This window comes from Alteromonas sp. a30 (genome assembly GCF_026788005.1).
Taxonomy (GTDB): Bacteria; Pseudomonadota; Gammaproteobacteria; order Enterobacterales; family Alteromonadaceae; genus Paraneptunicella.
Map to the genome: position 1 here is coordinate 114,276 of NZ_JABEPE010000002.1, position 13,936 is coordinate 128,211.

Consider the following 13,936-nt stretch of genomic DNA (forward strand, 5'->3'; position numbering starts at 1 on the left):
AACACCAAAACGTCAGAGCCTAGCAATATCATTAAAAATAGCCACTGCCATGAGTAACATGATAATTGCTCCGCCGATTCTGAACCCTATTTCTTGAATATGCTCTGGAACCGGTTTGCCCCGCAAAAGCTCTATAAAATAATAGAGTAAGTGCCCGCCATCAAGCACCGGAAGGGGTAAAAGGTTGATTATCCCAAGATTGACACTAATCAACGCCAAAAAGCTTAAAAAATAAACAACACCAAACCCTGCGCTTGCCCCTGCCCCTTGGGCTATTGATATGGGACCACTAAGATTTTTCACTGAAACATCTCCCGTCAGCAATTTGCCGATCATTTCGAAGCTCAGTGTAATCAAACGCCATGTTTTTAGTATTGCTTGCTCAATTGCACCAATAACACCGTATTGTTGGTTGAAGCGGTATTTTTCTGGCCAAGCTTCAGATTTTGGGACTATCCCCAAATATCCTTGTCCTTGACGATCAGGATGCACTCCAACTGCGGCCATTATTGGTACAGTCTTTCCTTCTCTTTCCACCATAATGCCAATGGTTTTACTGGGTCTGGCAGAGATGTACTCCACTATTTGTTCCCATTTTCCGATAGGAGTTCCATCTAATTGCACAATTTTGTCATTTACCTGCAATCCTGCTCGGCTCGCAGGTGAACTTTCGGCTACTAACCCCACTTCTGTGGTCACTGCTGGACGGAATGGTTCTATCCCCAAACTCATCAAAGGCGATGTTTTATCTGGATCAAACTGCCATTGACGAATATCCAACACCACTTGGGATGTCGAAAGCATGCCCTCATGTTGCACATCGATAACCATTTTCTCATCGCCAATATGGGAAACCAACTCGAAATTTACCGCTTCCCAATCACGCGTTTGATTACCATCTATGGCCACGATTTCACTGCCAACTGGCAAATTTGCACGTTGCGCAATACTGTTTGCAGTTACATGACCAATCACTGGCTTAACTGACTCCACCCCAATGAGGTAGACCAAAAACATGGCGAAAACGGCAAAGATAAGGTTAACCAAAGGCCCGGCAGCAAATACTGCCATTTTCTGAGGTACTGGTCGTCCGTGAAACTCGACTTCTTTTTCGTCTTCAGATACGTCATCTACACGACTATCCAACATACGAACATACCCACCAAGAGGAATCGCAGAGAGCGCGTATTCCGTTCCCTGTTTATCAACTGTTTTCCACAGAGGTTTACCAAAGCCAATGTTAAAGCGCAGCACTTTAATACCAAAACGTCGTGCCACATAAAAATGCCCCCACTCATGTACCGCAATGAGCACGCCAATGGCAATAACGAAAAAAACAAAACTCCAAACAAATCCAAACATTAGGTGAGCTCCCGCAGTATTTGATTGGCAATATGGCGACTTTCAATATCATGTGTGATGACAGATTCAATGCTATTTAAATCACAAGCATTGATACGCTCAACTACTTTAGCGTTAATTCGAGCAATATCGGTAAAGCGGATTTGACGATTAAGAAACGCGGCAACGGAAATTTCATTCGCGGCATTTAAGGCTGTGCTCGCCCATTGACCCGCATCTACAGCGTTAATCGCTAACTCAAGATTAGGAAAACGTTGAAAATCAGGCGGGCAGAAGGTTAATTCATTAAGCTGCATAAAGTCGAGAGCCTCAACACCTGAATCGATACGTTCGGGATAGGCCATCACATGAGCAATAGGGATACGCATATCGGAACGTCCCATTTGCGCTAAAACCGAACCGTCTTGATACTGCACCATTGAATGGATAACGCTTTGCGGATGGACAACAATTTGAATCATGTCTTTGGGCATATGAAACAACCAGTGCGCCTCGATAAATTCCAACCCTTTGTTCATCATTGTGGCGGAATCGACAGAAATTTTTCGTCCCATATCCCAATTAGGATGGTTACATGCCTGTTCTGGCGTTACAGTCTCAAGCTCGGCTAAAGGCGTATTCAAAAAAGGCCCGCCTGAGCCGGTAAGCAAAAGCTTTTTAATACCAAGCTGAGTTGCCTGTTCATTTGAATGGATAGCTTGAGGCAAGCATTGAAAAATAGCGTTGTGTTCACTGTCAACGGGCAACAACAAAGCGTTGTTTTCTTTAACCGATTGCATAAACAAACTACCAGACATCACTAAGGATTCTTTGTTCGCCAGCAAGATTCGTTTACCCGCTTTTGCTGCCGCGTAGGTGGGAGCTAAACCGGCAGCGCCCACTATGGCAGCCATCACCATATCAACTTCTGGCAAGGTGGCTATGGTGATTAGCCCTTCTTCCCCAACCAATATTTCTGTTACAACACCCGCGTCGTTCAGTTTCGACTTCAGCGTTTGATACTGCGCTTCATCAGCACACACAATATATTGAGGATGAACCGCCTTGGCTTGTTCAACCACCATATCAATTTGTGAGAAACAGGATAGAGCAAACACACGGTATTTATCAGGGTGATGCTTCACCACATCTAACGTACTAATACCAATGGATCCCGTGGAGCCTAAGACACAAATGTTCTGCATTAGGCCATCCACGAAACGTAGCAAAGCGCAAAAATAGGAAATGCGGCGGTTAAACTATCGATTCGGTCAAGCAAGCCACCGTGACCCGGCAGCAAATTACCACTGTCCTTGCAACCTGCGGAGCGCTTAAACATGCTTTCATTTAAGTCACCCAACGCGGATACTGCTACTGTTAACCCACCAATTAATAGATGAATCCAGATACGGCTGTATTCCACCTGATAATGCAAAGCAGCAAAACCAATAATCGCTGAAGACGCAGCAATACCGCCAAATAAACCTTCAAGGGTTTTACCCGGAGACACGTTTGGACGTAACTTCAAGCGACCAAACTTAACACCTACGAAAAAGGCACCTATATCTGCCGCCCATACGATACCTAACACATAGAAAATGAGAGAAGCGCCATACAGTGGCTCAACATCGTAGAGACTCGTACGTAAGGTGACAATCGCCACCCATGTTGGAATAAGGGTGAGGATACCGAAACTACCACGCCAAAATACACTGGTTCGCCAAAATGAATTATATCGCGGGTACACAATAATCAGTGCTAAGGAGATAAACCACCATAGGGCAGCAACCGAAAGTATCCAACGATAAACTGCATTTAGCTGGCCCTGAACCCAGATTGCCTCTATGGGAATTGAATACGTAAGGAACAAACATATGCCTAGAATAAGAACGGTATAAATAGACTTAAAAATACCAATGGTGAGCCCAGTTAGATTTGCCCACTCCCATGCACCTAAGGCCATAACAACCGCCACAGCCAATAAAAATCCTTGGAGAGGTAGAAACAGAATGGCAAACAGGGCAAGAGGCGCCAATATCAATGCCGTAACAATACGTTGTTTTAACACTGGAACCCCCTTGTATTATTCATCATCTTGGTGATCCGGGATTTTGCCATAGCGACGCTGCCTTGAGCAGAACTCATCTACCGCCAATTGGAAAGCATCTTCGTTGAAATCTGGCCAAAGAGTTTCGGTAAAGTACAACTCAGCATAAGCAATATGCCACAACAAGAAGTTACTAATACGCTTATCTCCACCCGTTCTAATCAATAAATCAACATCAGGTTGTTCTGACAATGTCGTGAATTCATTGAAACAATCTTCATTAATATCTTGCATCGTTAATTCACCACACTGAACTGACTGAATTAATTGCTTGCAAGTATTCACAATCTCCCACTTACCGCCGTAGTTAACTGCGATATTGAGAACTAAAGATTGGTTATTCTGCGTTAACGCCTCAGCCTCATTGATTTTACGGACAAGCTTATCGTCGAAGCGAGACTTGTCTCCGACAACCTTTAAACGCACATCATTTTTATGAAGTTTTTTCACTTCGCTACCAAGCACGAAGTGAAACAGCTCCATTAATGTACTAACTTCTTTGGCCGGCCTAAGCCAGTTTTCGCTACTGAAGGCAAACAGTGTAAGGGACTCAATATCGTTCTTGCGACAGAATCTTACTGAGCTACGCACGGACTCGACACCTGCCTTGTGTCCAAACGTACGTAGCTTCCCTTTCTTTTTCGCCCATCGACCATTGCCATCCATAATGATGGCAACATGACGAGGCATATTAGGGTTACTCATGCAATTTAAGAGACTAGATTTCCATTAATTCAGCTTCTTTAGCAGCGAGTAGTTCGTCAATCTGCTTAATCACGGAATCAGTTAATTTTTGAATTGTTTCCTCGCCTTTGCGTGATTCATCTTCTGAGATTTCTTTTTCTTTCAAAAGCTCTTTGATGTCACTATTCGCATCACGACGAATGTTACGTATACCAACACGACCTTGCTCAGCTTCATTACGGACTACTTTAATAAGGTCTTTACGCCGTTCTTCCGTAAGGGGAGGCATAGGAATGCGGATTGTTGTCCCGGCAGTAACAGGGTTTAGTCCCAAGTCAGAAGACATAATGGCCTTTTCAACTGCCTGAATGGTACTTTTATCAAAAACCGTTAAAGCCAAGGTTCTTGAATCTTCTGCGGTCACATTTGCTAATTGATTTAGCGGCGTATCAGCACCGTAGTAAGAAACTTGAATGCCATTTAAAAGGCTCGGATGCGCACGACCTGTGCGGATTTTGCTAAAGTTCGATTTTAGAGCAGAAATAGTTTTTTCCATACGCTGTTCTGCATCAGCTTTGATCTCATCAATCATGACTTACCTTTAATTATTGTGCAGTGTTTGTTATTAATGTCCCGACAGGCTGCCCTTCAATCACTGCCTTTAAGCAGCCAGGCTTATTCATGTTAAACACACAGATTGGCATATTATGATCGCGCGCCAAAGTAAAGGCAGCTAAGTCCATTACCTTTAATTCACGCTCTAATACCTGTTGGTAATTCAGCGCATCATACAAGACTGCGTCAGGATTTTTATTTGGGTCTTCGCTGTATACGCCATCAACTTTCGTTGCTTTCATAACAACATCAGCGTCAATTTCTATGCCGCGTAAACAGGCTGCAGAATCGGTTGTGAAGAAAGGATTGCCTGTGCCCGCAGAAAAGATAACAACTCGGCCAGTGCGCAATAAGCTAATTGCATCGGCCCAGTTATAAGGGTCACAAACACCATTTAGAGGAATTGCTGACATCACTCTGGCTGCAACGTTGGCTCGATGTAATGCATCACGCATCGCAAGACCATTCATCACAGTCGCTAGCATCCCCATGTGATCACCAACGACTCGGTTCATTCCAGCTGCTGCTAATCCTTCCCCACGGAAAAGATTGCCACCACCAATAACCAAGCCAACTTGCACTCCCATGGCAAGTATCTCTTTAATTTCTCCGGCCATCCTGTCCAAGACTTTTGGGTCGATTCCGAACCCCTCACTACCCATGAGCGCTTCGCCACTCAATTTCAACAAAATACGGTTATACTTTGCCTTTTTCGTCGTACTAAATGAATCAGTCATTGAATCGGATGTCCCCTTCACCTGAATTATTTACTCAAGATTTGCCTACGGAACCCCACTCAGTGGTTAATGCTCCATTGGACGTAATTTTCACTTTTCCCCAATCCTTGGGTTCGTAATTACGAAAAGGCACCTCTAAGGTTTGTTCTCTTTTAAGGACGGAGAATAATCCTTCACTTAAAAGAGAACAAACCCGCTAGGTGCCTTCCGCTAGTTTAACCGACTCCAGTTAAAGACTAAAGCCGGACAACCAACTTATTTTTTAGCAGCTTCCATTTGAGCTGCAACTTCTGCTGCGAAGTCTTCTTCTTTCTTCTCGATACCTTCACCGACTTCGAAACGAACGAAGTTGATGACATCAGCACCCTTAGACTTAAGAAGATCACCAACGCTTGTGCTTGGATCTTTAACGAAAGGCTGACCTGTTAAACTGATTTCGCCAGTGAATTTCTTCATGCGACCAGCAACCATTTTTTCAGCAATATCAGCAGGCTTACCACTTTGAACAGCAATGTCGATTTGAATTTCTTTTTCTTTCTCAACAACATCAGCTGGTACATCTTCAGGCTTCACGAATTGGGGGCTTGCAGCAGCAACGTGCATTGCTACGTCTTTCGCTAATTCTTCATCACCACCATTTAGAATAGCAATAACGCCGATACGACCACCGTGTACATATGCACCAAGGTTGTCACCTTCAACGCTAACGACACGGCGAGGAGAGATGTTTTCACCAATTTTAGCAACCAATGTGTCGCGAGTATCAGCAACTGTTGTGCCGTCTAATTCAAGTGCGTTTACATCCTCGATGCTGCTTGATTTGTTTGTGTGAGCAAGCTCAAGAACTTTGTTACCGAACGCTAAGAAACCTTCGTCACGCGCAACGAAATCAGTTTCACAGTTCAATTCCATCATGGTTGCTACGCCGCTGTCGATCTTAGTTAAGATCACACCTTCAGCTGCGATACGGCCCGCTTTTTTGGCGGCTTTTGCTTGACCAGACTTGCGCATGTTTTCAATGGCTAGCTCGATGTCACCGTCAGTTTCAACCAACGCTTTTTTACAATCAAGCATACCTGCACCAGTACGCTCACGAAGTTCTTTAACAAGGGCTGCAGTCACTGCCATTTTGCTTTCCTCAGAAATAATTTTTAGTGTTTAACAGACAGGACTTGGCTGCGTGTCTGTCATCCAGAATTCATGTTAAACAGGGGCTTTACGCCCCTGCTTAGTCTACTTTCCCGAAATCTTGTCGACTTCAAGACGATGCGTGAAGAAACTTATTCAGCTTCTACGAAGTCATCGCTTTCTGCTTGCACTTCAAGATTGCTATCGCGACCAGCACTGATAGCGTCAGCAGCAGCGTTCAAATAAAGTTGAACCGCACGGATTGCGTCGTCATTACCAGGGATGATGTAATCGATGTTGTCAGGGTTGCTGTTTGTATCAACAACAGATACAACAGGGATACCTAGGCTTTTCGCTTCACGGATAGCAATGTGCTCGTGGCTAGCATCAACAACGAATAATACGTCAGGCAAACCGCCCATATCTTTGATACCGCCTAAGCTGCTTTCAAGCTTTTCCATTTCTCTTTGAAGCATTAGCGCTTCTTTTTTGGTCAACTTTTCGAAAGTGCCGTCTTGAGCTTGTTGCTCTAGCTCTTTCAAACGTTTGATTGATTGACGTACTGTCTTCCAGTTAGTCAACATGCCACCCAACCAACGCTTGTTCACATAGTATTGATCGCACTTTTTCGCCGCTTCTTTAACTGCATCACCGGCAGCACGTTTAGTACCAACGAACAATACCTTACCTTTCTTAGCAGCTACGCCAGAAAGGAAACTCATTGCGTCGTTAAAAAGTGGAACGGTTTTTTCAAGATTGATGATGTGAACTTTGTTACGAGCACCAAAGATGAAAGGCTTCATTTTTGGGTTCCAGTAACGAGTTTGGTGACCGAAGTGAACACCAGCTTGTAGCATGTCGCGCATTGACACATTTGCCATGAGAATTTTCCTCTTGTACGGGGTTATGCCTCCACACATCCCAATTTTCGATTCAGCACGCCGAGCGTTACCGCCCTCTGAACACCCCGAAAATCGTGTCGATGTATGTGTGTTATTTAAATTAAGTTATTTTGCCTATTTCGAGCTTCGAAATCGCGGGCGCTTTATACCATGATAAGCCCACCAACTCAAATTTATATTTAATAGCAAATCCCCATATTGTGGTGATGTACAGCTAGCGCTGGCTCGGCTAAAATGCCGAGCAAAGTTAGCAATATTGGAACAGTTCATTGTCTATCACGATTAAAACACCGGAAGAAATCGAAAAAATGCGCGTCGCAGGGCGACTGGCAGCTGAGGTACTTGAAATGATTGGTGAACACGTTAAAAAAGGCGTCACCACAGATGAACTCAATACCTTATGTCACAACTATATTGTTGATGTGCAAAAAGGGATCCCTGCGCCTTTAAATTATGGTAATCCTCCCTTTCCTAAATCAATTTGTACGTCGGTAAATCACGTTATTTGTCACGGTATTCCCTCTGACAAAAAGCTCAAAGACGGTGATATTGTCAACATCGATGTCACCGTTATTAAAGACGGCTACCACGGTGACACCTCAAAAATGTTTATCGTTGGTAAACCCAAAATCATGGCAGAACGTTTGGTTAGCGTCACTCAAGAATGTTTATATAAAGCCATTCGTTTGGTGAAGCCTGGCTGTCGTTTAGGTGATATTGGTGCCGTCATCCAAGATTACGCTGAAAGCCATAATTATTCGATTGTACGTGAATATTGCGGTCACGGGATTGGCGCAAACTTCCATGAAGAACCGCAAGTTGTGCACTATGGCAAGTATGGAACAGGCGAAGAACTCAAAGCAGGCATGTGTTTCACCATTGAACCGATGATCAATGCGGGCAAGCGCCATAGCAAATTACTCCCCGATGAGTGGACAGTTGTCACCAAAGATAGAAGCCTGAGCGCCCAATGGGAGCACACTTTACTGGTGACTGAAAATGGTTGTGAAATTCTCACCTTGAGAAGTGACGAAGACATTGAACGCGTCATCACCCACTAATCGTTTCTATTCCTAACCTTAATAGGCATTGTGACCTCGTCGGAGTGATTTAATGACTGCGCATTTATTACTTAGCCAAATAAAACAAATCAATTCCGCCGATGACCGCGATGCCTTTAAATCCTGTATCGCGGATTATTATACATGGATGCAAACCATGTATAACGGCACGGAAAATATCGCCAGCTTGGTAGAAGGCCGAGCCGCCTTTGTTGACGTGCTCCTGTGCCATATTTGGCGCTTACTCAAATTAGATGAGCAGGATAAAATCAGTCTTGTCGCTGTAGGAGGATATGGAAGAGGTCATCTTCAACCACATTCCGACATCGATTTACTCATTTTAAGCAAACGTAGTCTCAACAGTGAACAACAAGCCCTCGTCCAACAATTTATTACGCTACTTTGGGATATTGGTTTAGATATTGGTCAATCAGTACGGACCATAGACGAAACCTTTGACTTAGCGATGCAAGACATCAGCATAGCAACTAATTTGGTGGAATCGCGCTTACTCATTGGTAACGAAAAAAACTACGAAGCGCTCTACAACAAAATTCATGGTAAGAAGTTTTGGTCGAGTAAAGACTTCTTCCTCGCGAAATATCAAGAACAACAAAATAGGCACGCTAAATTCAATGGCACGTCCTATAACCTAGAGCCGAATATCAAAGAAAATCCCGGCTGTCTTCGTGATATTCAAACCATTGGTTGGGTGGCTAAAAAGCACTTTCATGTTTTAAAAGGTAAGTCCTTAGTTGAACACGGCTATTTTACCCAAGAAGAGCTTGATGAGCTTATGGCGTGCCGGAAAATTTTGTGGTGTATTCGTTTCACCCTGCATTTTCATACTGGTCGCAACGAAAACCGCTTATTGTTTGATTATCAGGCCGATATTGCGCGAAAACTGGGTTACGTTGACCCTACTGATCCCGATAACGACAAAGGTGCTGTCGAGAAAATGATGAAGGAATTTTTCCGCATCATTCGCCGCGTGTCTGAATTAAACGGCATGCTACTACAGCACTTTTTACAAGACATCCTCAGTGCTGATGTTAAAAACACCAAAGTTATTAATGACGATTTTGATTTATGGGATGGTCTGGTTCATGCGCGCCATGACGATGTTTTCTCAAGTCCAGAAGACATCATGAGCTTCTTCTTGTTGCTCACCAATTTACCTGACGCCAAAGGATTGCATTCCAAAACCATGCGCTTATTGAGAAATGGTCGGCGTAAATTCTCTAAACAATACTTTTGTGAGTTCCCTGTTTGCCGAGAAATTTTCATGCGCCTTGTTAAGCAAGTCAGATTCTTTGGTTTATCTTGGGATTTAATGCATCGACACGGCATCATGCAAGCATATTTGCCTCAGTGGGACCACATTGTTGGCATGATGCAATTCGACCTATTTCACGCCTATACGGTCGATGAACATACGCATCGTTTAATCAAACAACTGGCTTATTTTGCTAATAAAGACCAAAACGACACTTTCCCGCGCTGTGGTCGTATTATGCAAAACATGGACAAGCCGGAAATCATCTTCCTAGCAGGCATTTTTCACGATATAGACAAAGGCAGAAACGGCGATCATTCCAAGCTTGGTGCCGAAACCGTTAAAGAGTTTGGCAAGCTACACGGCCTACCGCCTGAAGATACTAAGCTCATTTCGTGGCTGGTTGAAAAGCACTTACTGCTTTCTGTGGTGGCCCAACGCCGCGATATTCAAGACCCAGAAGTGATCCAAGAGTTCGCGACCACCATACGTAACCATGTCAATCTAGAACACTTGTACGCATTAACCCTAGCGGATATTCGTGCAACCAACGATAATTTATGGAATGACTGGAAGTCCTCACTGCTAAGAGAGCTTTACTTGCTTACCAGCAAAGCACTTGAAAATGGCTTGGAAAACGAAGTCGATGTGCAAGAAAGGATCGAAAAAAATAAGGCGAAAGCAAGAGCATTACTGGAAAACTTCAAATGCGAACCCAGTAAATACGAAGCGCTATGGTCACAATTTCCCGATGACTATTTTATTCGTTTTAAGCCAACACAGGTTGCCTGGCATTCACAGTCTATTATTTATCATACAGATTTATCGGAAGATAACGGGGAAGTTCCTATGGTAGACATTGCCAATGGCACGCTAAAAGCGGGAACCGAACTAATTATCTTTTGCAAAGATAGACCCGCATTATTTGCCCAAACGGCCTCGGTGCTAGACAGCAAAAACTGCTCAATTAACGATGCACAAATCTGCGCTTTAAATAATGGCTATATCTTTGACAGCTTTATTATTTTGGAACAAGACGGCAAGCAGATAAAATCTAAAGCCCGTTTGGAAGCGTTAAAAGACGCGGTTATCACCCAATTGAGACGCCCCGGTGTTGAACACAAAAACTTGCGCAGAATGCCAAGACAGCTAAAACAGCTAAATGTGCCGACAAAAGTACGCTTCTTCTCTCAGCCAGAACAAACTATGGTGGAACTAGAAGCACTCGACGCACCGGGCCTACTCGCTAAAATCGCCCATGTTTTCGTTGATCAAGAATTAACATTGCGAGTGGCAAAAGTAACCACCATTGGCGAGCGTGCGGAAGACTTGTTTATCGTCAGTAATAAAGACGGTATCGCGCTCACCCAGAATGAACAAGTCAAACTAAAAAAAGAATTATTAGAGCGATTATCGGATTAACCCCAGTTGCTCACAAAGATTTAACCACAACAGGATTTAACCCCCATGTCTGATGTAAAAACTATCATTGAAAATGCCTTCGAAGACCGCGATAACATTTCGCCACTTTTGGTCTCTGAAGAAGTGAAATCGGCTATCAATGAAACCATTGCTAAGCTTAACGATGGCAGCATTCGTGTTGCAGAAAAAATCGCCGGTGAGTGGGTGGTACATCAATGGGTAAAAAAGGCGGTATTACTGTCGTTTCGCATCAATGAAAACCACATGATGCTAACATCCGAAAACCGTTACTTTGATAAAGTAGCCTTAAAATTTAGAGATTACACCAAAGAACAGTTTCAAAAAGAAGGCATGCGAGTTGTGCCACCAGCGACCGTGCGCACGGGGTCATACATTGGAAAAAACGTGGTGTTAATGCCCTCTTACGTCAACATCGGAGCTTTTGTTGATGAAGGCACAATGGTCGACACATGGGCAACCGTTGGCTCTTGTGCTCAAATTGGTAAAAACGTGCATCTTTCTGGCGGTGTCGGCATTGGCGGCGTGCTAGAGCCACTTCAAGCAAACCCAACCATCATTGAAGACAACTGTTTTATTGGCGCACGCTCTGAAATCGTAGAAGGCGTGATTGTTGAGGAAGGCGCGGTGATTTCAATGGGAGTTTACATTGGTCAAAGTACGCGTATTTACGACCGTGAAACGGGTGAAATCCATTATGGCCGAGTTCCTGCGGGCGCAGTTGTGGTGCCAGGCAACTTGCCATCGGCTGACGGAAAATACAGCTTATATGCGGCTATTATCGTAAAGAAAGTAGATGCACAAACCCGCGCAAAAGTAGGCATCAATGCCTTATTAAGAGCAGCCGACTAAACATTATTGAGATATGTTTAAGTAACTAGGCACAATGGAATGACTACCTGCGCACCGTTAAAAACAGTAAATCTGCATTGACGGCACGTAGGTAGCTCAGAAATAGCAACTTTCTTAATTTATCAGCAGGTTAGGCTTTATAAACCGTCTCTATCCAAGGTAATACCTCTTCTTCCGCGTTAAATGTCTCTAACGCATCTACGATCTTAAGCTCTGAAATCGGACTCCCCGCCAATTCAAGCATTAACTCATATACCTCTCTACCAGCTTGCGCAAAGCTATCTCCATAACTGCTATCGCCTAAGGCCACTACGCTAAACGGCTTACCATTGAGCATCGGCATTTGGTCACGCAAATCCGCAATAAAGAATTCAATATTTGGCGGAAAGTCACCTTGTCCTGTAGTTGAGGTGATAAAACAAATATTTTCAGCCTCTTTAAAATCCGGTATTAATGGATCATCAAATAACGTCACCGTATGACCCATTTCCTCTAACTTTGACTGAGCTTGCTCCGCAACATTTTGTGCGTTGCCATATACAGTACCCACAAAAATACTGATGTTTGACATGAATTAAATACTCCAAATTTTCCGTATTGCTTGTTTCGGATAATCCCATAACGATAACAGTTTCACCATCCGATCATCGACATTGGTGTGTATCGTTATAGGCTTGTTGGTTACAGGGTGATGCAGCGACATGCTGGTCGCATTCAACGCTAAACCCTGAAAGTGAAATTGCTGCCTAACAAATTTATTATGCTTACCATCGCCATGCGTCGTGTCACCAATAATAGGGTGACTAATATGCGCCATATGGCGCCGCAATTGATGTTTTCGTCCCGTTTTGGGAGATAAGCTCAACAACGAATATCGGGCAGATGCATAACGCCCTACGGCGAAAGGCAGTTCAAACGTTGCCAATCGCTGATAAGCAGTCTGTGCGGGTTGTGCGTCTTTGTTTTTATCTGCCAATTTATCGGCAATCTTATCTAATTCTTCTTTTAAGGCGTAATCAATAAAGCCGCTTTCATCGGTATAGCCTCGAACAATGGCGGTATAGCGTTTCTGAACTTGATTCTCCGAAAATTGCACGCCTAATTCACGGGCAATACCGGAAGATAGCGCAAACAATAATACCCCAGAGGTTGGTCTATCCAGACGATGAACAGGGTATACATGCTGACCAATCTGATCACGTACCATTTGCATGGCAAAGCGCGTTTCTCGCTTATCAATTAGACTTCGGTGAACCAGTAAACCCGGTGACTTATCGACAGCCACAATGGCGTCATCTTGATACAAAATAGGTAAAGTCATGCGTCAACAACCGAATGCATACTTAACTGAGAGAAATAAGCATCGAGATGCCCAATAACGTCTTTTAACGCATGCGTATTGTCAACAGGTAACGTTTCTTCTGCCATCGGCAAAAGCAACATGTTTGAAGGTAAACTCTGTTTGTGTTTAATAAGCGTGTGCATTTTCGGCAAAAAGACAAACTGCAACCACTGTTGGAAATGCAAAGTATCGCAACAAAATGACAATGCACTTTGCAGCGCTTTTTCATCTGGGGCAACCTCAGACCAAAGACCTGCGCCTCGAATTTCAGATTCTAACTGCTTGAGCAGTTGACTGACTCGTAAATAAGGTTGTTCTAATACGTGTGTCTGCATGTGTCAATTTAGTTAAGCCATAATGGCGTGGGATTATGAAATTTTCTGCTCTTGTAAAATTTCTATTAGCGAATAACATAGCGGCGGCAGTATTTTATCCCAGTATTGGCCTAGCC

At 43.7% G+C, this 13,936-nt stretch carries 13 protein-coding genes and 1 pseudogene; 3 read left to right on the top strand and 11 right to left on the bottom strand.

Going from position 1 to position 13,936, the window contains the following annotated elements:
- Positions 1-12: 12 nt before the first annotated feature.
- From rseP to rpsB, 8 genes are all read right to left on the bottom strand, one after another.
- A complete protein-coding gene (rseP, locus tag HJG39_RS02635) occupies positions 13-1,362 on the bottom strand; it encodes a sigma E protease regulator RseP (protein WP_268406492.1) in 1,350 nt (449 codons plus the stop codon).
- Positions 1,362-2,546: a 1-deoxy-D-xylulose-5-phosphate reductoisomerase gene (gene ispC / locus HJG39_RS02640; RefSeq protein ID WP_268406493.1), complete on the bottom strand. Its 1,185-nt coding sequence runs from the start codon at positions 2,544-2,546 to the stop codon at positions 1,362-1,364. Before ispC ends, rseP begins: the two co-directional genes overlap by 1 nt.
- Complete coding sequence (locus HJG39_RS02645) at positions 2,546-3,409, bottom strand: phosphatidate cytidylyltransferase (RefSeq protein WP_268406495.1); 864 nt, start codon at positions 3,407-3,409, stop codon at positions 2,546-2,548. The genes ispC and HJG39_RS02645 overlap by 1 nt, the downstream gene beginning before the upstream one ends.
- A 15-nt stretch (positions 3,410-3,424) precedes the next feature.
- Positions 3,425-4,153, bottom strand: coding sequence for a polyprenyl diphosphate synthase (gene uppS, locus HJG39_RS02650; protein ID WP_268406496.1), 729 nt, complete (start codon positions 4,151-4,153; stop codon positions 3,425-3,427).
- A gap of 13 nt (positions 4,154-4,166) precedes the next feature.
- A complete protein-coding gene (frr, locus tag HJG39_RS02655) occupies positions 4,167-4,724 on the bottom strand; it encodes a ribosome recycling factor (RefSeq protein WP_268406498.1) in 558 nt (185 codons plus the stop codon).
- A gap of 13 nt (positions 4,725-4,737) precedes the next feature.
- Positions 4,738-5,484, bottom strand: coding sequence for a UMP kinase (pyrH, locus tag HJG39_RS02660; RefSeq protein WP_268406500.1), 747 nt, complete (start codon positions 5,482-5,484; stop codon positions 4,738-4,740).
- 255 nt (positions 5,485-5,739) lie between these two features.
- Complete coding sequence (gene tsf / locus HJG39_RS02665) at positions 5,740-6,612, bottom strand: translation elongation factor Ts (RefSeq protein WP_268406502.1); 873 nt, start codon at positions 6,610-6,612, stop codon at positions 5,740-5,742.
- 152 nt (positions 6,613-6,764) lie between these two features.
- Complete coding sequence (gene rpsB / locus HJG39_RS02670; protein ID WP_268406505.1) at positions 6,765-7,493, bottom strand: 30S ribosomal protein S2; 729 nt, start codon at positions 7,491-7,493, stop codon at positions 6,765-6,767.
- 287 nt (positions 7,494-7,780) lie between these two features.
- Between rpsB and map the strand changes: the two are divergent.
- The 3 genes and pseudogenes from map to dapD form a co-directional block, all read left to right on the top strand.
- A pseudogene (gene map / locus HJG39_RS02675) lies at positions 7,781-8,575 on the top strand (type I methionyl aminopeptidase); the annotation flags it as partial.
- Positions 8,576-8,627: 52 nt separating this feature from the next.
- Positions 8,628-11,273 carry a [protein-PII] uridylyltransferase gene (glnD, locus tag HJG39_RS02680; RefSeq protein ID WP_268406510.1) on the top strand — a complete coding sequence of 882 codons (2,646 nt, stop codon included), beginning with the start codon at positions 8,628-8,630 and terminating at the stop codon, positions 11,271-11,273.
- 45 nt (positions 11,274-11,318) lie between these two features.
- Positions 11,319-12,143, top strand: coding sequence for a 2,3,4,5-tetrahydropyridine-2,6-dicarboxylate N-succinyltransferase (gene dapD / locus HJG39_RS02685; protein ID WP_268406513.1), 825 nt, complete (start codon positions 11,319-11,321; stop codon positions 12,141-12,143).
- A 130-nt stretch (positions 12,144-12,273) separates the two neighbouring features.
- Here dapD and HJG39_RS02690 read toward each other — a convergent pair whose 3' ends face one another.
- The 3 genes from HJG39_RS02690 to HJG39_RS02700 are packed head-to-tail and all read right to left on the bottom strand — an operon-like array spanning position 12,274 to position 13,820.
- A complete protein-coding gene (locus HJG39_RS02690) occupies positions 12,274-12,714 on the bottom strand; it encodes a flavodoxin domain-containing protein (protein WP_268406515.1) in 441 nt (146 codons plus the stop codon).
- Between the two features lie 3 nt (positions 12,715-12,717).
- Entirely contained in the window at positions 12,718-13,464 is a 747-nt protein-coding gene (truC, locus tag HJG39_RS02695) for a tRNA pseudouridine(65) synthase TruC (protein WP_268406517.1), read from the bottom strand.
- Positions 13,461-13,820, bottom strand: coding sequence for a YqcC family protein (locus tag HJG39_RS02700; RefSeq protein ID WP_268406519.1), 360 nt, complete (start codon positions 13,818-13,820; stop codon positions 13,461-13,463). The genes truC and HJG39_RS02700 overlap by 4 nt, the downstream gene beginning before the upstream one ends.
- Positions 13,821-13,936 lie beyond the last annotated feature (116 nt).

Excerpts from the sequence above, each read along its gene's own strand:
- rseP (WP_268406492.1), bottom strand. The coding sequence starts at position 1,362 with ATGTTTGGATTTGTTTGGAGTTTTGTTTTTTTCGTTATTGCCATTGGC.
- ispC (WP_268406493.1), bottom strand. The coding sequence starts at position 2,546 with ATGCAGAACATTTGTGTCTTAGGCTCCACGGGATCCATTGGTATTAGT.
- uppS (WP_268406496.1), bottom strand. The coding sequence starts at position 4,153 with ATGAGTAACCCTAATATGCCTCGTCATGTTGCCATCATTATGGATGGC.
- frr (WP_268406498.1), bottom strand. The coding sequence starts at position 4,724 with ATGATTGATGAGATCAAAGCTGATGCAGAACAGCGTATGGAAAAAACT.
- pyrH (WP_268406500.1), bottom strand. The coding sequence starts at position 5,484 with ATGACTGATTCATTTAGTACGACGAAAAAGGCAAAGTATAACCGTATT.
- tsf (WP_268406502.1), bottom strand. The coding sequence starts at position 6,612 with ATGGCAGTGACTGCAGCCCTTGTTAAAGAACTTCGTGAGCGTACTGGT.
- rpsB (WP_268406505.1), bottom strand. The coding sequence starts at position 7,493 with ATGGCAAATGTGTCAATGCGCGACATGCTACAAGCTGGTGTTCACTTC.
- glnD (WP_268406510.1), top strand. The coding sequence starts at position 8,628 with ATGACTGCGCATTTATTACTTAGCCAAATAAAACAAATCAATTCCGCC.
- dapD (WP_268406513.1), top strand. The coding sequence starts at position 11,319 with ATGTCTGATGTAAAAACTATCATTGAAAATGCCTTCGAAGACCGCGAT.
- HJG39_RS02690 (WP_268406515.1), bottom strand. The coding sequence starts at position 12,714 with ATGTCAAACATCAGTATTTTTGTGGGTACTGTATATGGCAACGCACAA.
- truC (WP_268406517.1), bottom strand. The coding sequence starts at position 13,464 with ATGACTTTACCTATTTTGTATCAAGATGACGCCATTGTGGCTGTCGAT.
- HJG39_RS02700 (WP_268406519.1), bottom strand. The coding sequence starts at position 13,820 with ATGCAGACACACGTATTAGAACAACCTTATTTACGAGTCAGTCAACTG.